Source organism: Phocaeicola sp., from assembly GCF_048170425.1.
GTDB lineage: Bacteria > Bacteroidota > Bacteroidia > Bacteroidales > Bacteroidaceae > Phocaeicola.
The window spans coordinates 1-18,963 of the sequence record NZ_DBEXBB010000338.1 but is presented as its reverse complement, the minus strand read 5'-3'; the positions used below and the strand labels follow the sequence as shown (position 1 = coordinate 18,963).

Here is an 18,963-nt window from a genome sequence, read left to right as displayed (position 1 = left end):
AAAAATCTATCCGTATCCTTTATTTTTTCTTTTCCGGACCTTTCTGACCGTGTTTGAACCCTTTTAGCAGTTCTCTGTGGAAGCGCATTTCGGCTTTTTGCAACAGATAGATTTTCTTGGCCGGAAGGAATTGTTTGTATTTCCGCACATATTCCAGTTCCAGTTCATCGGCTGCAATACGTGCTTGAACTACATCTTCCACGATTTTGCCATATTCCGTTTCTGTGGTATTGGGATTCTTGCCTTGACGCAGTTTCTGCCACGCCTCTTTGTTGTACGCCTGTTTCTTGTCTTGCAGTTCAAAATAGAGAGGGAAGAATTTTTGTGCTTCGTCGCTGTTCAACCCCGCCTGCTGAATGAAAAACTCTTTCTGGCGGTTGCGGAATTCTTCTTTGCTGAATTTGGTATTCTGTGCCTGAAGGCCGCTCACACACAAGATGAGCAGGAGAGTCAGGGCATAAAAAGTTCTTTTTATCATGGTTGGTTTATTTATAAATTTCCGTATCTGCATCAGTGAGATACTCGTATAGAGTATAGTCGTCCATCATGGTCTGGTCGACAATGGGGTCGATGTATTCATCGGGCACTTCTGAAAATTCCATGTCACCCATAGTGCCGGCGGCAGGTGATTGTGCTTCTTTTTCACCCACGAACATCCGCACGCTGAGCATCAGGCCGCAGAACATGGCAGCCATGTATACCCAGGGTTTGACACGGGTCCATAGAGTCAGTTTAGGTGCCGGCTGTATTTCTTGTTCCGGAAGCTTGTCCATCAGCTGTTCCGTGAAGTTTGCAAAGTAACCTTCCGGCACTGTGAACGGGTTCTCGGTTCCACATCTCTTTAATAAGTCAGTTTCTTCCTTTTTCATATTGTTGCCTCCTTTGGAAGTTAGATTCGAATTTGTAAAAAAGGTTTAATCATGTTGGTGAAAAAAATCTTCTATTTTTTTGACGGCATGATGGTAGGATGCCTTCAGTGCGCCTACGCTGGTGCCCAGAATTTCCGACATGTCTTCGTATTTCATTTCCTGAAAATATTTCAGGTTGAAGATGATGCGTTGTTTTTCGGGCAGTTGCAGAATAGCCTTCTGAAAAAGCCTTTGTGTTTCGTCGCCGTTGAAATAAGGGTCGCTTTCCAGTTTGTTTGCCAGAGCTGCATCGGCATCGTCGATGGACAGCTGGTTTTCGGCGCGCTGCTTGTTCAGGAAGTTCAGACATTCGTTGAAGGCGATGCGGTAGAGCCACGTGGAAAGCTTGGCCTCTCCCCGAAAGTAGTCCAGGTTGGTCCAGGCCTTGATGAACGTGTTCTGCAACAAGTCGTTGGCATCGTCGTGCGAAACCACCATACGCCGTATCTGCCAGTACAGCTGTTCGCTGTAGGCCTTCACAATCCGTTCGAATGCTTTTCGCTGGGTCGACGGGTCCTGAAGCATCAATATGGTTTCTTTTTCGTTATAATTGTTCATGGCGTGTTCGGGTTCGTCATCATTGCTTTGTAAGACGACAATCCGTTGGTTCGGTTTAATAGGGTTAGTTTTCTTTAACTTCTCAGAGCGAGATTTTCAGTCCCTCGTCTGCGGCCAGGGTATCAGGGAAGACGGCACGTGCTTCTTCGAGCAGGGCCTTCTCGTCTTCATAGCGGGCGGAGAAGTGTCCGATGAGCAGGCGTTTCACCTGTGCGTCCCTGGCAATACGGGCGGCCTGTGCGGCGGTGGAGTGCAGGGTCTGTTTGGCACGGACGGCTTCACTCTCAGTAAAGGTGGCTTCATGGAACAGCAAATCTACTCCGGTCACTTGTTCCGCGATGCGGGGCAGGTAGACGGTATCCGAGCAATAGGCATACGCACGGGGAGGGTCGGAGGGAGTAGTCAGTTCTGAGTTGGGAATCACCCTGCCGTCTTCCAGCGTGTAGTCCTCTCCGTTCTTGATGCGGTTCATCATGCAGATGGGGATGCCATAGAAGTCAATCATGTCGCGCCGGATGTGGTTCGGTGTCGGCTTCTCGCGGAAGAGGAAACCGCAGGTGGGCAGACGATGACGCAGGGGAATGGTTTCCACGCTGACGGAGCGGTCGTCGTAAATGACGGTACGTTCGCCGGGGTTGAAGGGGTGGAACACCACCTGATAGGGCATTCCCTTGCAGAAAAATTCCAGTTGAGGCTCCAGCAGGCGTTGCAGGTCGGCATGGGCATGAATGTGCAGGTCGGCAGTACGTTCCAGCATGCCGAAGGTGGAAATCAGTCCCATCAGTCCGAAGCAATGGTCGCCGTGGAGGTGAGAAATGAAGATGTGGTTCAGCCGGCTGAATTTCAGTTTGGCGCGGCGGAGCTGCACCTGTGCCCCTTCGCCGCAGTCAATCATGAACAGTTTCTCGCGGATGTTGAGCACCTGCGAGGTCGCCTGATGGCGGGTAGTGGGCAGGGCTGAACCGCATCCCAGGATGTGTATGTCGAATTTTTCCATTCTTATGATTCAAATTGGGTGTTTCGCATGTCACCCGTCTCGGCGTACGCTATATGCATCTTGAAGGCGTTGCGCAGCGACATCGGCGTGTGGCAGGACTTTCCTTCCGAAAGTTTCAGGTAGTCCCACAACAGTTGCTTGTAGTCCGGATGCGCGCAGTTCTCAATGATGCAGCGGGCACGTTGCGAAGGCGATTTGCCACGCAAGTCGGCCACGCCCTGTTCCGTCACGAGGATGCGTACGTCGTGTTCCGTACTGTCCACGTGGGATACTTGGGGCACGATAGACGAAATCAGTCCGTCCTTGGCCACCGACGGGGTGGTAAAGATAGACAAATATGCGTTTCTGGCAAAATCTCCCGAGCCTCCAATTCCATTCATAATCTTGCTGCCCGATACGTGCGTACTGTTCACGTTGCCGAAAATGTCGGCTTCAAGGGCTGTGTTTACCGCAATAATCCCCAGGCGGCGAATCATTTCCGGATGGTTGGTGATTTCCTGCGGGCGCAGCAGGATGCGTTCGCGGAAGGTGTCGATGTGCTCGTACATCGTGTCCAGACGGTCTTCCGACAGGGTGAGCGAGCTGCCGGCAGCAAAGCGGATGCGGTCTTTCATCATCAGGTCGATGACGGAGTTCTGTATCACCTCCGTAAACATGGAAAAGGCCGGAAGGTTCGGGTCGTCGCCCAGTGCACCCAGTACGGCATTGGCAATGTTGCCCACTCCCGACTGCAGGGGAAGGAACTCCTTGGGGATGGCTCCGTGCTTCCATTCGTGCAGCAGGAAGGCAGCCACGTTATGTCCGATTTGCAGGGTTGTTTCATTTTGCGGCGTAAAGGCAGCGATGTGGTCGCGGGCATTCGTGCGTACCACTCCCGTAATCTTTTTCGGGTCGATTTTCACGCTGACATGTCCGGCGCGGTCGTTCACGTGATACACCGGAATCTCTGTCCGGTAAGGCGGGTTGGCCGGAATATAGATGTCGTGCATGTCGGTGAGTTTCCCCGTATGCGCTTCATTCAGCTCGATGATAACCCGTTCGGCCATCTGGAGCAGGGTGGGCGAGATACCAACGGAAGTGCTCAGGATGATTTCTCCGTCGTCCGTCAGGTCGGACGCTTCTACGATGGCTACGTGGATTTTCCCCAGAAAACCGTAGCGCACGTCCTGTCCGATTTGCGACAGGTGGAGGTCAAAGTACTGCACCTCATGCTGGTTGATGGATTCGCGCATGTCCTTGTTCGACTGGAAAGGTGTACGGAACGATACGGCGTGAGCCTTGACCAGCGCGCTGTCTACCTGATTGCCCGTGGCACCGCCCGTGATGAGGCCTATCTTGAATTCTTTCCCCTGTGCATGCTGTGCTTCTGCGTAGGCAGCCAGTGCTTCCGGCACGGCTTTCGGTGTACCTACCGATGAAAACCCGCCGATGCCGACGGTATCCCCATGATGAATGGTGGCAGCGGCTTCGGCTGCCGTAATAAATGCGTATGTCATATTGTAACTGCTGTTCTTTTGTTAGGTAATAGTCAGGCAAAATTAGAATTTGTACTTCAGATAACCAATGTTTCTGACACTTTTTCTGTTCTGAGCCCGGAAACATGGCCGTTTTGCGTAAATTAATCCAATATTTATACTATTTGTGGTAAAAAACTGTGCAAAAAGACTCTTCGAAACGCAATTCCTCTTATTTTTGTGAGGACTTACCACGCAGACGTGATAGAAAGAATATAATAACTAACTAAAATTGCTTTTACTGTGAATATGCTGAGAAAAGTCAGGCTCACGCTGGGGATGCTGTGCCTGGTATTCGTGACGCTGTTATTCGTCGATTTTACGGGCGTGCTTCATGCATGGCTCGGCTGGACGGCGAAGATACAGTTCCTTCCGGCCCTGTTGGCATTGAATGCCGGAGTAATCGTGTGTTTGATATTGCTTACGCTGATAGCGGGCAGGGTGTACTGTTCGGTCATTTGTCCGCTGGGCGTGTTTCAGGACGTGGTGGCTCGTCTGGGCCGGGGACGCAAGAAGATGCCCTACACGTATTCCAAGCCGAAAAGCTGGCTGCGCTACGGTGTGCTGGCGGTGTTCGTGCTGGCGATGCTGTTGGGAGTGCATGCCCTGGTAGCCTTGCTCGACCCGTATGCCGTGTATGGCCGTGCGGCACACAGTTTCCTGCAGCCTTTGTGGATGTGGGGAAACAACCTGCTGGCTTCTATGGCCGAACGCATGGACAGCTATGCCTTTTATTCGGTGGATGTCTGGCTCAAGAGTCTGCCGGTGCTGATAGTGGCAGCGGTCATGCTGGTACTGGTAGTGGTGCTGGCGGCACGCAACGGACGTACCTATTGTAATACCATCTGTCCGGTGGGCACCGTGCTGGGATTCTTCGCCCGCTTTGCCTTGTTCCGCATCACGATTGACAAGGAGAAATGCAACGGCTGTACGCTTTGTGCCCGCAACTGCAAGGCTGCCTGTATTGATGTGAAGAACCATGCGGTGGACGGCAGCCGCTGTGTGGCTTGCATGGACTGTCTGGACAAATGCCATAAGGGAGCCATCGGCTATCGGTTTGCCTACGGAAAGAAAGCGGAAAAGGCCGAAGCTCCGGCACCGGAAACGGCCGACCGTACCGCCGGACGACGCGAGTTCCTGGCCGGTTCCTTGCTGCTGGCCGGTTCGGTGCTGAAAGCGCAGGTAGCCAAGAAGGCCGAGGCCATCAAGATGGACGGCGGACTGGCCGACATCGTGGACAAGAAAGAGCCGGTACGCCAAACTCCGATTGTGCCTCCGGGCGCACGCGGACTCCGCCATCTGCAGTCGCATTGCACGGCCTGCCAGCTTTGCGTGTCGGCTTGTCCGAACGAGGTGCTCCGTCCTTCTCACTCGCTGGATACTTTCATGCAGCCTTACATGTCGTACGAACGCGGCTACTGCCGTCCGGAGTGTACGCGCTGTTCCGAAGTATGTCCCGCCGGAGCTATTCATAAGATTGACAAGGCAGAGAAGTCTTCTATCCAGATTGGTCATGCCGTGTGGGTAAAAGACTTGTGTATTCCGCTTACCGACAAGCAGGAGTGCGGCAACTGCGCCCGCCATTGTCCGGTGAACGCCATCACCATGGTCCCGTCCGACCCGTCGAACCCCGATTCACTGAAGATTCCGGCAGTGAACGAAGCACGCTGCATCGGTTGCGGAGCCTGCGAGAACCTGTGTCCGGCCCGTCCGCTGAGTGCCATTTACGTGGAAGGCCATGAACGCCATCGTGTACTTTAATCGGATTGTCTTACCTTTATATATAGAAAGAGAATGGACGAGAAAAAACAGATGAATCGAAGAGATTTCCTTAAAATAGTCGGCATCAGTACGGTGGGAGCCACCGCGGCTTTCTACGGTTGTACGCCCGACAAGAAAAAAGCCGGCGAAAGCACTACGCAAGTGCCCGTCGGCAAGATGACCTACCGCCAGTTCCCTCCCAACGAAGATAAGGTGTCGCTGCTGGGTTATGGCTGTATGCGCTGGCCTACACTTCCGGCTCCGGGTGGCGACGGCAACGTCATCGATCAGGAAGAAGTGAACCGGCTGGTGGATTATGCCATCGAACATGGCGTGAACTATTTTGACACGGCTCCGGTCTATGTGCAGGGCTGGTCGGAAAAATCGACGGGTATCGCCTTGAAGCGTCATCCGCGCGACAAGTTCTTCATCGCCACCAAAATGTCGAACTTCTCCAATTCCGACTATGATTTCGGGGTGAAGATGTACCACAACTCGCTGAAGAACCTGCAGGTGGACTACATCGACTATTACCTGCTGCACATGCTGGGTGCTCCCGGAAAAAGCGGGTTGCAGGGCCGTTTCCTTGACAACGGTCTGCTCGACTTCCTGCTCAAGGAGCGTGAGGCCGGACGTATCCGCCGCCTGGGCTGGTCGTTCCACGGCACAAAAGAGGAATTCGACCGGGCACTGGCCATGCACGACCAGGTGCACTGGGACTTCGTGCAGATTCAGTTGAACTATTCCGACTGGCAGCACGCATCGGGACGTAACGTGAATGCCGACTACCTGTACGAGCAGGTGAGCAGCAAGAACATTCCGGTAGTGGTGATGGAACCGCTGTTAGGCGGACGCTTGTCGAACATTCCCGACCACATCTTCAGCCGCCTGAAAGAACGCAATCCCGAGGGCAGTGTGGCATCGTGGGCCTTCCGCTTTGCCGGTACGCCGGAAAAGGTGCTCACCGTACTCAGTGGCATGACCTACATGGAGCATCTGCAAGACAACCTCCGCACGTATTCTCCGCTGGTGCCGCTTACCGACGAGGAAAACCAGTTCCTGCTCGATACGGCCGACCTGATGCAGAAATATCCCACCGTGCCCTGCAACGACTGTAAATACTGCATGCCCTGCCCGTATGGCATCGACATCCCCGGCGTGCTGGTACATTACAACAAGTGCGTGAACGAGGGCAACATGCCGAAAGACCGCATGGACGAGAATTACGTGAAGGCCCGCCGTGCCTTCCTGGTGGGTTACGACCGCAGCGTGCCGAAACTCCGTCAGGCCAGTCACTGTATCGGTTGCGGACAATGTAATCCGCACTGCCCGCAGTCCATCGACATTCCGAAAGAGCTTCACCGCATTGATGCCTACGTGGAACAACTGAAACAGGAAACACTGTGATGGACGAATTGATACGCTTGCTGAACGAAGGACGCTATTCCTGCGTGGTGCGTCAGGGCGAAGAAACCCGCACGTTCTCCCGTCGGGGCGTGGCCGACCTGTACGACCTGTATGCCACCGACCGCGCCTTCCTGAAAGGAGCCTGGCTGGCCGATAAAGTCATCGGAAAGGGAGCAGCCGTCCTGATGGTATTGGGCGGCGTGTCCCGCGTATGGACCCGGGTGGTCAGCACCCCTGCACTCGCCTTGCTCCGGAAAGGAGGGGTAGAGGTGGCCTATGCCGAAGAAGTGCCCTGCATCATCAACCGCACCCGCACAGGACGGTGTCCGCTGGAAACCCTTTGCGACGTGTCGGACAATCCCGTGGAACTCTATCCCGTGATTGAAGACTTTGTACACCGCATGCGTGAAGCCGGAGAAAAAGAAAAAACAATCTCAGAAAAATAACGAATACACATGGAAACAACCGTAAAACTTTACACATTGGGATACAGTCGCGTGAAGACCTACGTCACCGCCCTGTTGTTTGTGGCCGGAAACATTGTCCTGCCCCAGCTTTTTCACCTGGTGCCGCAGGGAGGAGTCACCTGGCTGCCCATTTATTTCTTCACACTGGTAGGAGCCTATAAATACGGCTGGAAGGCCGGACTGCTGACGGCCGTACTCTCGCCGTTGCTCAACTCGTGGTGTTTCGGCATGCCTGCACCTGCCGTGCTGCCTGCCATCCTGCTGAAATCCGTGCTGTTGGCTGTGGGTGCCGGTCTGGTGGCAGCCCGCTTTCAGAAAGTCACCTTGCCATTGCTGTTAGGCGTGGTGCTGTTCTATCAGCTGGCTGGTACGTTAGGTGAGTGGGCACTTTCCGGCAGCTTGTTCACCGCCTTGCAGGATTTCCGCATCGGTATTCCCGGAATGCTCTTGCAGGTAGTGGGAGGATACTGGGTTATCCGTAAAATTTAAGAAAATGTAATTGTTTGATTTTCAGAGGTGTGAAAATCCTCTGAAAAACGCCTTTGTGTTTGGACAAAAACGCTTTTACGTTTAAGATGAAACGCCCTTGCGTTTTACTTAAAACGTACTTGCGTTTGGTTTGAAACGCAAAGGCGTTTTGTTTTGGATGCACTTGCGTTTTTTATGGGTCATTATTACTAGAAGAAAAAAGTTTTGGAAGTACTGAATTTGGTTGTACGTTTTCAATAAAAAGGATGATTGTTGTAAGGCTTTTGAGAAAGTTTTCTAATTTTGCATATTACGTAACTATCTGAATCAGGATGAAGGATAGAAGCGTATGCGCAGGTACAGCCTTAACTGGAAATATACAGAAAACCGGTAGAGACAGTGCTTGTTAATGGTAAAGCGGAATTTAAGATAGAATATGATAGAGCAAGTTTTGATTGAGAATTACAAGTCCATTAAAGACTTGTCGCTGCCTTTGAATCGACTGAATGTGTTAATCGGTTCAAACGGAGCTGGAAAAAGTAATTTCATTTCATTCTTTGAATTGACCAAGGCAATATATGAGCAACGCTTTGGCAGTTATACCTTGTCTAAAGGGGGGATTGATAACTTGCTGCGTCAGGGAAGAAAAGTATCGCCGTCTATCCAGGGATTGATTGATTTTGACAATACAAATGCTTTTTTCTTTGAGATTAAACCATCGCAATCGAACAAAGGCTATATTGAAAAAACGGGAGATTTTTTTAATAACTGTCATAAGCCGGGAAAGGATTATTCACAGTGGAACAGAACGATTTGGGATTCTGCCGTAGAAGAATCCTCTTTGAAGGATAATAAAAGATGGAGGGCTGCGTACTTGAGAAAGTATTTAGGTAGCTTTACAGTCTATCATTTTCACGATACCAGTGCCACTTCTCCCATGCGTGGAGATTGCCCGATTAACGACAACGAATATTTGCGTGATAACGGCTCCAACCTTGCCGCATATCTGTATTCATTGATGCTGAACGATGAAAAGACATTCCGCTTGATAGAGGGTGTGATACGTTCCATTGCTCCTTATTTCAAGGGCTTCAAGCTCCGTCCGGATGCCAACAACAAGGAAAGAATTCGTCTGGAATGGGAGGAGAGGGATACAGATATGTACCTCGATGGTTATAGCTTTTCGGACGGTACTTTGCGTTTTATAGCCCTTACAACCTTACTGTTGCAGTCCAAGATGCCGGAAGTGATAATTATTGATGAACCTGAATTGGGTTTGCATCCGGCCGCTATCAATAAACTGGCCCAACTTGTCAAGCAGGCTTCGCTCAAAAGCCAGATTATTTTGTCTACTCAGTCCACCAATCTGGTCAATTGCTTTGAGGTGGAAGACATTATTGTGGTGGACAGGGCAGACAACCAATCGGTTTTTCGTCATCTGGAACGGGAAGAGCTGGAAAAATGGATGGACGATTACGAATTGTCTCTCAGTGATTTGTGGGAGAAAAACATGATAGGAGGGCAGTTATGAAACGTGTGTACATTGTCGTCGAAGGGCAGACGGAGCAAGAGTTTGTCAACTCGGTCATTTCTCCCTATTTGCAAGAATTTGGTATATTGAGCGTTACGCCTGTCTTGGTTCGGACAAGCAGGACAGGTCGGGGAGGAATGGTGAGCTACTCACATCTGGCAAACACGATCAAGCCTCTTCTGATGTCCGAAAAAAGCGATTATATTGTAACTACCTTTATTGATTTTTTCAGACTTCCCCACGACATGCCCCATTATGAGGACTGCATGAAGAAGCCGAATAAAATGGAGCAAATACGGTCGTTGGAAGCGGCAATCGATGAGGCTATAGACGACCGTCGTTTTTTCTCTTACATACAGTTGCACGAATTTGAGGCTTTGCTGTTTTCCAGTAACAAAGGTTTTGAGTACTATTTTTCGGAAGAACTCGCAGCAAAGACTGCTTCTATCATTTCATCCTACGACAATCCCGAAGATATCAATACCTCTCCTGAAGGGGCTCCCTCCAAAAGATTGCTGGCTATAAAGTCTGACTACAACAAAGTGCTGGAAGGAAACCTGATGGCATTGGAAATCGGGATAAAATCTATCTTGGAGAAATGTCCTCGGTTTGCGGAATGGATAAAGACAATCATTGAGAGGGCTGAATAGCAAGTTCATTTTTCTGTTTGTCACTTTTTATTCGTACATTTGCGAAGTATAACCCAAATACAATAACCATGAAATTTATTGGAATTATTCCTGCAAGATATGCATCCACACGCTTCCCCGCCAAACCTTTGGCACTACTGGGAGGCAAACCCGTGATACAAAGAGTTTATGAACAAGTGGCCGGTGTGCTGGACGAAGCTTACGTGGCTACCGACGACGAACGCATCGAAGCGGCTGTAAAGGCCTTCGGTGGAAAGGTGGTAATGACGTCGGTCGACCATAAGAGTGGGACCGACCGTTGCTATGAGGCTTACTGCAAGGTGGGCAGCGGCTATGACGTGGTGGTAAACATTCAGGGCGATGAACCGTTTATCCAGCGTTCGCAGCTGGAAGCCGTGAAGGCTTGCTTTGACGATGCGTCTACACAGATTGCCACACTTGTGAAACCGTTTACGCCTTCCGACGGATTTGATGCGCTGGAAAACGTGAACTCGCCCAAGGTGGTGGTGAACAAGGAGATGAAGGCGCTCTATTTCAGCCGTTCCATCATTCCTTACCAGCGTAACCGCGACAAGAAGGAATGGCTGGCCGGACATACGTATTACAAACATATCGGACTCTATGCCTACCGCGCTCCGGTGTTGAAGGAGATTACATCTCTTCCGCAGTCGTCGCTCGAACTGGCCGAATCGCTGGAGCAGTTGCGCTGGCTGGAGAACGGCTATTCCATCAAGGTGGGCATCAGCGAAGTGGAGACCATCGGTATTGACACGCCGCAGGATCTGGCACGGGCCGAAGAGTTTCTGCGCAATCAGCAGGAGGCACTATGACGCAGCTCGACCGTAGTGTGGCGCCTGCCATCCGTCAGCTGGAGCATTTCTCCATCTTGCAGCCGGAGTTGCACCGTATGAAGAACGGCATGCCGCTGTATATGCTTTCGGCCGGAAACGAGGACGTGATTCGTTTCGACCTGCTGGTGCGGAGCGGGCAGCTCGACCAGTCGCAGCCGCTTCAGGCCGTGTTTACCAACCGCATGCTGCGTGAGGGAACGGTACGCATGACATCGGGTGAGATTGCTGAACGGCTGGATTATTACGGGGCGTGGCTCGACCTTTCTTCTTCTGTGAACTGTGGATTTGTGACGCTGTATACACTGACGAAGTACTTGGACCGCACCATGGAGATTGTGGCCGGACTGGTGAAGGAGTCTGTGTTTCCGGAAGAGCAGTTCCGCATTATCTGTGACATCAACCGCCAGCAGTTCCTGGTGAACAACCAGCGGGTGGACGTATTGGCTCGCAAGCAACTGAACCGTTCGCTTTTCGGTACTTCGCATCCGTTGGGGCGCTATGCCGAACTGGAGGATTATGAACGCATTCAGGTGGAGGCGCTGAAGGATTTCTATCATCGTCACTATCATTCGGGCAACTGCTCCATGTACGTGTCGGGCAAGGTAACGCCTGAAGTGGTGCGCTGCATCGAACGTCACTGGGGAGAGGCGCCCTGGGGAAATTGTACGGCAGAGAAGGTGGAACGCACGTGGGACATCGTGAAGGATGCCCGCAAACGGATTCACGTGGAGAAAGAGGATGCCTTGCAGAGTTCGCTCCGCATGGGTGGTTTCTCACTCGACCGCAAGCACCCTGATTACCTGAAACTGCGCGTGCTGGTCACGTTGTTCGGAGGGTATTTCGGCAGTCGTCTGATGTCGAACATCCGTGAGGATAAGGGGTATACTTACGGCATCGGGGCCGGACTGGTGTCTTATCCGGGCACGAGCCTGCTGGTGGTGAGTACGGAGGCGGCCAATGAATACATGGAGTCTGTCATAACGGAAGTGTACCATGAAATGGACCGTCTGCGTCAGGACAAAGTGCCGGCAGAAGAACTGGAAATGGTGCGCAACTACATGCTGGGGGATATGTGTCGTTCGTACGAGGGGGCATTTTCTCTTTCAGATGCCTGGATATTCATCGAAACGGCCGGACTGAAACCCGACTTTTTCGATGCTTCACTGGCGGCCATCCGTGAGGTGACTTCTGATGAGTTGCTTTTACTGTCTCAGCGCTATTTCTGCAAAGAAAACTTAATAGAGGTAGTGGCAGGTAAAAAAGTATAAACCTTCCGGCTCGTGCAAAAGTAAAAAGATTATTTTTGAACGAAATTAAAAAAGAGACTAAGAACGTGGGAAAGAACAAACATACATTATTTTTATTTGCCCTGCTGGCATTCAGCTCGGTATCGGCTTCGGCTCAGTTGTCTTTGGGATACTATCAGTTTAAGGATGGTTCGGAATATACCGGTGAACTGAAAGGACGTCGTCCGAATGGAAAAGGAAAGACTGTATTCCGCAATGGCGACGTGTACGAAGGTGAATACGTGAAGGGAAAACGCCAGGGTGAAGGAACCTACACTTTCAGCGACGGAGAAAAGTATGTGGGAGAGTGGTTCGAAGACCAGCAGCACGGCAAGGGAACATATTATTTCATGAACAACAACCGCTATGAGGGGATGTGGTACACCGACTATCAGGAAGGGGAGGGTACGATGACCTATTATAACGGGGATTTATATACCGGAACCTGGCATCATGACAAGCGTAACGGACAGGGCACCTACACCTGGAAAGGCGGGGCGGTCTACACGGGTGAATGGAAGAATGACCTGAAGAACGGCAGGGGAACCATGGTGTGGGACGACAAGTCGAAGTATGAAGGTGAATGGAAGGACGGTATGCGTCACGGAAAAGGTACTTTCTATTATACCAACGGCGACAAGTACGTGGGCGACTGGAAAGACGATGTGCAGGACGGGAAAGGTATTTATTATTTCCAGAACGGTGAACGCTATGAGGGGGACTATGCCAACGGAGAGCGTACAGGGAAAGGTATTTATACTTATCCGAATGGTGATAAATACGTGGGCCGTTTTTTGAATGGCCGCCAGGAGGGACAAGGTACCTTTACCTGGGCCAACGGAGCGGTGTACGACGGGCAGTGGTCGAAGAACCAGCGCTCGGGTACCGGAAAATACAAGTGGGCCAACGGCGATGAATACGAAGGCCAGTGGAAGAACAACATGGCAGATGGAGAAGGCGTGCTTCGCATGGCCGACGGATCTGTCTATACGGGTGGATTTGTCCGTGGAAAGGAAGAAGGGAAGGGGGTGCTGATTGAAAAGGACGGCACTCGCTTTGAAGGTTTCTTCAAGCAGGGAAAGAAAGACGGCCCATTTGTCGAAATGGACACTAACGGCAATGTAATCCGTAAAGGAACTTTCAGATACGGACGTTTATTGGAGGAGAAGAAATAATCATGGAACTATCCGAACTGACTTTGAAGGTGCGTGAACTGGCTGTAGCCACGGGCGCTTTTATCCGCGAGGAACGGAAGAAGTTTAGCCGTGAGCGGATTGAGAAGAAGCACGCACACGATTATGTGTCGTATGTCGACAAGGAATCGGAACGAAGAATAGTAGCCTGTCTGCGGGAATTGCTTCCCGGGGCAGGTTTTATTGCAGAAGAGGGGAGTGGAACTCACACCGACGAGGAGTACTGCTGGCTGGTCGACCCGCTGGACGGTACAACCAACTTCATTCACAACCATGCTCCTTATTGTGTGAGCATTGCCTTGCGTAACCGTGAGGAAATCTTGTTAGGGGTAGTCTATGAAGTGTGCCGCGATGAGTGTTTCTGGACTTACAAGGGGGTGCCTTCTTTCTGTAACGACCGGCAAATCCGTGTGTCGCAGGTAGAAGCTCCCGATGAATCGTTTATGGCTTTCGGCCTTCCGTATGAAACGGAAGCTTACAAGCCGGTGTTCAATCGCCTGATAGAAGGCTGCTACGGGCATGTGGCAGGCATTCGGGTGGTCGGTGCGGCAGCAGCCGAGATGTGTTACGTGGCCGACGGGCGTTTTGAAGCGCGTGCCGAAGCCTTCACTTGTCCGTGGGATGTGGCGGCAGGTATCCTGCTGGTACAGAATGCCGGAGGAAGGGTGACCGACTTTTCCGGGGGTGATTCATGCTATTCCGGCCGCGAAGTGGTGGCTTCCAACGGAAAGGTGCACGATTTTCTGTTGAATCTGCTGGGATAATGTAAAAAAATATCGTTTTATTCGACAGATAAGAATTAATTTCGTAAGTTTGTGTGACTCAAAAGTAAAGAATATGGATATACCGGGCATATTGGATTTCCTGAAAGTATTGGCGGCAAACAACAACCGGGAGTGGTTTCAGGAACATAAAGCGGAATATTTGAGTGTGCAGGCAGACTTCGAGGAGTTGCTGGCAGGGGTGATTGCCCGCCTTTCGCCATGGGATGAAAGTGTGGCGCACGTCCTTCCGCGTGACTGCACGTATCGCATCTGCCGGGATGTCCGTTTTTCTTCCGACAAGTCTCCTTATAAGACCCACATCGGAGGATATATCAATGCAAGGGGAAAGAAATCCAATCACTGTGGTTATTATCTTCATCTGGAACCGGGTAACTGTATGCTGGCCGGAGGAAGCTGGTGCATGCCTGCCGATATGTTGCGGGCGGTGCGTCAGTCGGTGTGCGACCGCATTGACGAGTATCGTGCCATCGTGGAAGATCCGGCTTTCAAACGGTATTTTCCGGTGGTAGGCGAAGCGCATCTGAAGACGGTGCCCAAGGGATTTCCGAAGGATTTTCCTTATCCGCAGTACATCCGTTGCAAGGATTTTACGGTGAGTTATCGGGTGGAAGATGAGTTCTTTTCCCGTCCGGATGTGATGGAACGGATTGTCGACGTGTTCCGCCAGCTGAAACGCTTTGCCGATTTTACAAATGAAACGATAGATGAGTTTGAATGAAATATTAACGATTTAAAACTGAAAGAATATGGTTATTGACAAACTGGAAAACTTGGAAAAATATGTGTCACTGAATCCGTTGTTTGCAGAGGCAGTGGCTTTTCTGAAGTCAACCGACCTCCATGCGCACGAAATTGGAAAAGTAGTGCTGAAAGAGGGTGAACTGATGGTGAACTTTGCGGATGCCCGTCCGAAGACAAAAGAAGAGGCACGCATTGAAACTCACAATAATTTTATCGACATCCAGATTCCATTGTCGGGGGTAGAGTTGATGGGCTATATGCCTCGTACGGATTTACCTGAGGCAGCATATAATGCAGAAAAGGATATAACTTTCTATGAAGGGCTGGCTACTGATTACCTGACCGTGAAGCCGGGTATGTTTGCCATTTTCTTCCCGGAAGACGCGCATGCGCCGGGGGTGACTCCCGATGGAGTGAAAAAGGTGATAGTAAAAGTTCGTGTCAAATAACTTCAAAAAACTAATACTATGGATGAGGTATTGAATATCATAAAGAATGATCCGTGGCTGGAACCATATGCTGGAGCTATTAACGGTCGTCATCAGCATGCAGTGGAAAAAGAAAAGGAACTGGTAGGAAAGAAGACATTGTCGGATTTTGCTACCGGACATATGTTTTTCGGATTGCATCATACCGATAAGGGATGGACTTTCCGCGAATGGGCGCCCAATGCTACTGATATTTATTTGATAGGCGATTTCAACGACTGGCAGGAGAAACCGGCGTTCCGTATGAAGCGTGTGCGCAAGACGGGCAATTGGGAAATCAATCTGCCGGAGAGGGCCATGAAGCATGGCGACTTGTACAAGCTGAAAGTGTACTGGGAAGGCGGATGCGGTGAACGTATTCCGGCATGGGCTACCCGCGTAGTGCAGGATGAACAGACCAAGATTTTCAGTGCGCAGGTATGGAATCCGGAGAAACCGTATAAGTTCAAGAAAAAGACCTTTACGCCTAATGTGGCTCCGCTGATGATTTACGAATGCCACATCGGTATGGGACAGGATGCGGAAAAGGTTGGTACGTACAATGAATTCCGTGAGAATGTACTGCCAAGAATTGCGAAGGACGGATACAACTGTATTCAGATTATGGCCATTCAGGAACATCCTTATTACGGAAGTTTCGGCTATCATGTGTCCAGCTTCTTTGCTCCTTCTTCACGCTTCGGAACACCGGAAGAACTGAAACAGCTTATCGACACGGCACACCAGATGAATATTGCCGTGATTATGGATATCGTACACTCACATGCCGTGAAGAATGAAGTGGAAGGCTTGGGCAACTTTGCCGGTGATCCTTGCCAGTATTTCTATCAGGGCGGACGTCGTGAACATCCGGCATGGGATTCGCTCTGCTTTGACTATGGCAAGAACGAGGTGATTCACTTCTTGTTGTCCAACTGCAAGTACTGGCTGGAAGAGTTCCATTTCGACGGTTTCCGTTTCGACGGGGTGACTTCTATGCTTTACTACAGTCACGGACTGGGAGAGGCTTTCTGTAACTATGGTGACTACTTCAACGGACATCAGGATGACAATGCCATCTGCTACCTGACACTGGCCAACCGACTGATTCATGAAGTGAATCCGAAGGCCATTACCATTGCCGAGGAAGTATCGGGTATGCCGGGACTGGCTGCTCCGTTCGAAGACGGAGGTTACGGCTTCGACTACCGTATGGCCATGAATATTCCTGACTACTGGATTAAGATTATCAAGGAACGTAAGGATGAAGACTGGAAACCTTCCAGCTTGTTCTGGGAAGTAACCAACCGCCGCAAGGATGAAAAGACCATTTCTTACTGCGAAAGCCACGACCAGGCACTGGTTGGTGATAAGACCATCATCTTCCGTCTGATTGGTGCCGACATGTACTGGCATTTCAAGATTGGCGACGAGAATGGAGTGGTGGAACGAGGCATTGCTTTGCATAAGATGATTCGTCTGCTCACGGCGTCTACCATTAACGGAGGTTACCTGAACTTCATGGGTAATGAGTTCGGACATCCGGAGTGGATTGACTTCCCGCGTGAAGGTAACGGATGGTCATACAAGTATGCACGCCGTCAGTGGAACCTGGTGGATAACCCGGAATTGTGTTATCACTATCTGGGCGACTTTGATGAGGCGATGGTCAAGTTGATTCGCAGTGTGAAGAATATCCAGAAATCGGATGTCATCGAGGTATGGCATAACGATGGTGACCAGATTCTGGCTTACCGCCGTAAGGATTTAGTATTTGTGTTCAACTTCAACCCGACCCGTTCGTTTACTGATTATGGCTTCCTCGTACCGAGAGGTGCCTACGATGTGGTACTGAACACAGATAACAAGCAGTTTGGTGGATTCGGCTTCTCAGACGACAGTCTGCGCCACTTCACCTGTGCCGACCCGCTTTATGCAAAAGACAAGAAAGAATGGCTGAAGCTGTATGTGCCGGCCCGTTCTGCAGTTGTATTAAAACGAGTGAAAGATTGAATTGATATTGTATGAGTGATTACACAAATGCATTTTATAAGAAGACTGCACGCATCATGATTGCTGTATGCGGTCTTCTTTTTTCTCTATTTAGTTTCCTTTATCTTTACGTGTTCCAGCGTGATGTACTGGAAGCACTTCATTTTTCACTGGCACATGGGAAGACTACCTTTGCTCCAATGGCTAGTGCGTTGGTAATTACCTTGATTCTGCTGTTGTTGCGCTGGGGGGTAAATAGTCTGCTCGGGCTGAAAGGAAAGGTGCGTGCCTTGGCATATGTACCGTCATTTCTGGTGCTTTGTGCCCTGACGGATGTGGGGCGTGGGGTATATACTTCCGGCTACCATACTCCGTGGACCTGGCTGTTGCCTTTACTGGTGTTGCTGTTTGTGGGTGTCGGTTATTGGCTGCGCGGACTTTTCCGGGTACAGCTGAATCATGAAGGAAGTCTCTGGGGCTTGGTCAACAGTAACCTGGCTATTTTGCTGGGTTTGTGCCTGCTGACGGTGTGTGCCGGTAATACCAACAGGCAGTTTCATCATGAACTGGAGGCGGAACATTACCTGCGTGCCGGAGAATATGATAAAGTGCTCCGTGTAGGAGAAAAATCATTGGAGGCCAGCCGTACGCTGACAGTCTGTCGTGCTGTAGCTTTGTCGCATTTGGGAAAAATGGGTGACAAGCTGTTTGCTTATCCTCAGTATTACCGTTCCGATGGTTTGTTCTTTGAGACGGATTCCCTGCACACGCTCCGTTATACGAACGATTCCATTTATTACCTATTAGGAGCACGTCCATATACGGGAGAAGACCGTATGGTGTTTTTGCGCAACATCTGCTACAAGGGAACTGGAAAATACACATCATTGGATTATTACCTTTCTGCGTTGCTGCTTGAAAAGAATTTGGAGACTTTTGCGCAAGCCGTTCCCGATTTCTATTTGCCGGAAGACACTCTGCCGCGTTATTATAGGGAAGCTCTGGTGCTGTATCATGTCCAGCGTAACGACACTGTATCTTCCCGTACAGACAGTCTGACGTTAGGGCGTTTCGAGGCTTATCAGACTTTACAGCAGAAAGAGGGCTCTCCTCTGGAAGAGCGTAACCGTATGCGTCGCGAGTTTGGCGATACCTACTGGTGGTATTATGATTATCAGGAGTAAAGAAGCATTTGTGGGTAGGATAAAATTAAGAGAGGCTGCCGGGGAAATGCAGCCTCTCTTACTTTGGGACACTCAGTAAATAGTATAAAATTAGCCAACTAATTCATACAAAAAGTATTGCGAATTAGTTGGCTTTTTTGTATCTTTAGGTATTCCCCCGAAAATAAGGTTTGGCAGCCAAAACGGGGGAAATACTCCGACTA

Annotated in this window: 19 protein-coding genes; 14 read left to right on the top strand and 5 right to left on the bottom strand. The window is 50.4% G+C overall.

Annotated features, from left to right (window positions below; all coding sequences use genetic code 11):
* Nucleotides 1-19: 19 nt before the first annotated feature.
* The 5 genes from ACMJ0U_RS12860 to ACMJ0U_RS12840 form a co-directional block, all read right to left on the bottom strand.
* Complete coding sequence (locus ACMJ0U_RS12860) at nt 20-478, bottom strand: hypothetical protein (protein ID WP_417130258.1); 459 nt, start codon at nt 476-478, stop codon at nt 20-22.
* Between the two features lie 7 nt (nt 479-485).
* A complete protein-coding gene (locus ACMJ0U_RS12855) occupies nt 486-869 on the bottom strand; it encodes a hypothetical protein (protein ID WP_417130257.1) in 384 nt (127 codons plus the stop codon).
* Nucleotides 870-914: 45 nt separating this feature from the next.
* Entirely contained in the window at nt 915-1,466 is a 552-nt protein-coding gene (locus tag ACMJ0U_RS12850; protein ID WP_417130256.1) for an RNA polymerase sigma factor, read from the bottom strand.
* Between the two features lie 82 nt (nt 1,467-1,548).
* Nucleotides 1,549-2,463, bottom strand: coding sequence for a ribonuclease Z (locus tag ACMJ0U_RS12845; protein ID WP_417130255.1), 915 nt, complete (start codon nt 2,461-2,463; stop codon nt 1,549-1,551).
* A 2-nt stretch (nt 2,464-2,465) separates the two neighbouring features.
* Entirely contained in the window at nt 2,466-3,959 is a 1,494-nt protein-coding gene (locus ACMJ0U_RS12840; protein ID WP_417130254.1) for a succinate CoA transferase, read from the bottom strand.
* Nucleotides 3,960-4,226: 267 nt separating this feature from the next.
* Between ACMJ0U_RS12840 and ACMJ0U_RS12835 the strand changes: the two genes are divergently transcribed.
* The 14 genes from ACMJ0U_RS12835 (at nt 4,227) to ACMJ0U_RS12770 (ending at nt 18,760) form a co-directional block, all read left to right on the top strand.
* Nucleotides 4,227-5,738, top strand: coding sequence for a 4Fe-4S dicluster domain-containing protein (locus ACMJ0U_RS12835; protein ID WP_417130261.1), 1,512 nt, complete (start codon nt 4,227-4,229; stop codon nt 5,736-5,738).
* A 33-nt stretch (nt 5,739-5,771) separates the two neighbouring features.
* Complete coding sequence (locus ACMJ0U_RS12830) at nt 5,772-7,145, top strand: aldo/keto reductase (protein WP_417130253.1); 1,374 nt, start codon at nt 5,772-5,774, stop codon at nt 7,143-7,145.
* A complete protein-coding gene (locus ACMJ0U_RS12825) occupies nt 7,145-7,591 on the top strand; it encodes a DUF1893 domain-containing protein (RefSeq protein WP_417130252.1) in 447 nt (148 codons plus the stop codon). Before ACMJ0U_RS12830 ends, ACMJ0U_RS12825 begins: the two co-directional genes overlap by 1 nt.
* A gap of 9 nt (nt 7,592-7,600) precedes the next feature.
* Nucleotides 7,601-8,101 (top strand): ECF transporter S component, encoded by a 501-nt coding sequence (locus ACMJ0U_RS12820; RefSeq protein WP_417130251.1) that lies wholly within the window; start codon nt 7,601-7,603, stop codon nt 8,099-8,101.
* Between the two features lie 415 nt (nt 8,102-8,516).
* Nucleotides 8,517-9,611 (top strand): AAA family ATPase, encoded by a 1,095-nt coding sequence (locus ACMJ0U_RS12815; RefSeq protein WP_117747948.1) that lies wholly within the window; start codon nt 8,517-8,519, stop codon nt 9,609-9,611.
* Complete coding sequence (locus ACMJ0U_RS12810) at nt 9,608-10,261, top strand: DUF4276 family protein (protein ID WP_417130250.1); 654 nt, start codon at nt 9,608-9,610, stop codon at nt 10,259-10,261. The genes ACMJ0U_RS12815 and ACMJ0U_RS12810 overlap by 4 nt, the downstream gene beginning before the upstream one ends.
* A gap of 68 nt (nt 10,262-10,329) precedes the next feature.
* Complete coding sequence (kdsB, locus tag ACMJ0U_RS12805; protein WP_022053556.1) at nt 10,330-11,091, top strand: 3-deoxy-manno-octulosonate cytidylyltransferase; 762 nt, start codon at nt 10,330-10,332, stop codon at nt 11,089-11,091.
* A complete protein-coding gene (locus ACMJ0U_RS12800; protein ID WP_417130249.1) occupies nt 11,088-12,380 on the top strand; it encodes a M16 family metallopeptidase in 1,293 nt (430 codons plus the stop codon). Before kdsB ends, ACMJ0U_RS12800 begins: the two co-directional genes overlap by 4 nt.
* A gap of 101 nt (nt 12,381-12,481) precedes the next feature.
* Nucleotides 12,482-13,573: a phosphatidylinositol-4-phosphate 5-kinase gene (locus ACMJ0U_RS12795; protein ID WP_417130260.1), complete on the top strand. Its 1,092-nt coding sequence runs from the start codon at nt 12,482-12,484 to the stop codon at nt 13,571-13,573.
* Nucleotides 13,573-14,355: an inositol monophosphatase family protein gene (locus tag ACMJ0U_RS12790; RefSeq protein WP_417130259.1), complete on the top strand. Its 783-nt coding sequence runs from the start codon at nt 13,573-13,575 to the stop codon at nt 14,353-14,355. Before ACMJ0U_RS12795 ends, ACMJ0U_RS12790 begins: the two co-directional genes overlap by 1 nt.
* 73 nt (nt 14,356-14,428) lie before the next feature.
* A complete protein-coding gene (locus tag ACMJ0U_RS12785) occupies nt 14,429-15,094 on the top strand; it encodes a DUF2461 domain-containing protein (RefSeq protein ID WP_417130248.1) in 666 nt (221 codons plus the stop codon).
* 28 nt (nt 15,095-15,122) lie between these two features.
* Nucleotides 15,123-15,566 carry a YhcH/YjgK/YiaL family protein gene (locus tag ACMJ0U_RS12780; protein ID WP_417130247.1) on the top strand — a complete coding sequence of 148 codons (444 nt, stop codon included), beginning with the start codon at nt 15,123-15,125 and terminating at the stop codon, nt 15,564-15,566.
* A gap of 18 nt (nt 15,567-15,584) precedes the next feature.
* Nucleotides 15,585-17,597, top strand: a complete 2,013-nt coding sequence (locus ACMJ0U_RS12775; protein WP_417130245.1) for an alpha amylase C-terminal domain-containing protein — start codon at nt 15,585-15,587, stop codon at nt 17,595-17,597.
* A gap of 11 nt (nt 17,598-17,608) precedes the next feature.
* Nucleotides 17,609-18,760, top strand: coding sequence for a DUF6057 family protein (locus ACMJ0U_RS12770; RefSeq protein WP_417130244.1), 1,152 nt, complete (start codon nt 17,609-17,611; stop codon nt 18,758-18,760).
* The last annotated feature ends 203 nt before the right edge of the window (nt 18,761-18,963 follow it).

Coding starts and splice junctions, on each gene's coding strand:
- ACMJ0U_RS12860 (WP_417130258.1), bottom strand. CDS start 478: ATGATAAAAAGAACTTTTTATGCCCTGACTCTCCTGCTCATCTTGTGT.
- ACMJ0U_RS12855 (WP_417130257.1), bottom strand. CDS start 869: ATGAAAAAGGAAGAAACTGACTTATTAAAGAGATGTGGAACCGAGAAC.
- ACMJ0U_RS12850 (WP_417130256.1), bottom strand. CDS start 1,466: ATGAACAATTATAACGAAAAAGAAACCATATTGATGCTTCAGGACCCG.
- ACMJ0U_RS12845 (WP_417130255.1), bottom strand. CDS start 2,463: ATGGAAAAATTCGACATACACATCCTGGGATGCGGTTCAGCCCTGCCC.
- ACMJ0U_RS12840 (WP_417130254.1), bottom strand. CDS start 3,959: ATGACATACGCATTTATTACGGCAGCCGAAGCCGCTGCCACCATTCAT.
- ACMJ0U_RS12835 (WP_417130261.1), top strand. CDS start 4,227: ATGCTGAGAAAAGTCAGGCTCACGCTGGGGATGCTGTGCCTGGTATTC.
- ACMJ0U_RS12830 (WP_417130253.1), top strand. CDS start 5,772: ATGGACGAGAAAAAACAGATGAATCGAAGAGATTTCCTTAAAATAGTC.
- ACMJ0U_RS12825 (WP_417130252.1), top strand. CDS start 7,145: ATGGACGAATTGATACGCTTGCTGAACGAAGGACGCTATTCCTGCGTG.
- ACMJ0U_RS12820 (WP_417130251.1), top strand. CDS start 7,601: ATGGAAACAACCGTAAAACTTTACACATTGGGATACAGTCGCGTGAAG.
- ACMJ0U_RS12815 (WP_117747948.1), top strand. CDS start 8,517: ATGATAGAGCAAGTTTTGATTGAGAATTACAAGTCCATTAAAGACTTG.
- ACMJ0U_RS12810 (WP_417130250.1), top strand. CDS start 9,608: ATGAAACGTGTGTACATTGTCGTCGAAGGGCAGACGGAGCAAGAGTTT.
- kdsB (WP_022053556.1), top strand. CDS start 10,330: ATGAAATTTATTGGAATTATTCCTGCAAGATATGCATCCACACGCTTC.
- ACMJ0U_RS12800 (WP_417130249.1), top strand. CDS start 11,088: ATGACGCAGCTCGACCGTAGTGTGGCGCCTGCCATCCGTCAGCTGGAG.
- ACMJ0U_RS12785 (WP_417130248.1), top strand. CDS start 14,429: ATGGATATACCGGGCATATTGGATTTCCTGAAAGTATTGGCGGCAAAC.
- ACMJ0U_RS12780 (WP_417130247.1), top strand. CDS start 15,123: ATGGTTATTGACAAACTGGAAAACTTGGAAAAATATGTGTCACTGAAT.
- ACMJ0U_RS12775 (WP_417130245.1), top strand. CDS start 15,585: ATGGATGAGGTATTGAATATCATAAAGAATGATCCGTGGCTGGAACCA.
- ACMJ0U_RS12770 (WP_417130244.1), top strand. CDS start 17,609: ATGAGTGATTACACAAATGCATTTTATAAGAAGACTGCACGCATCATG.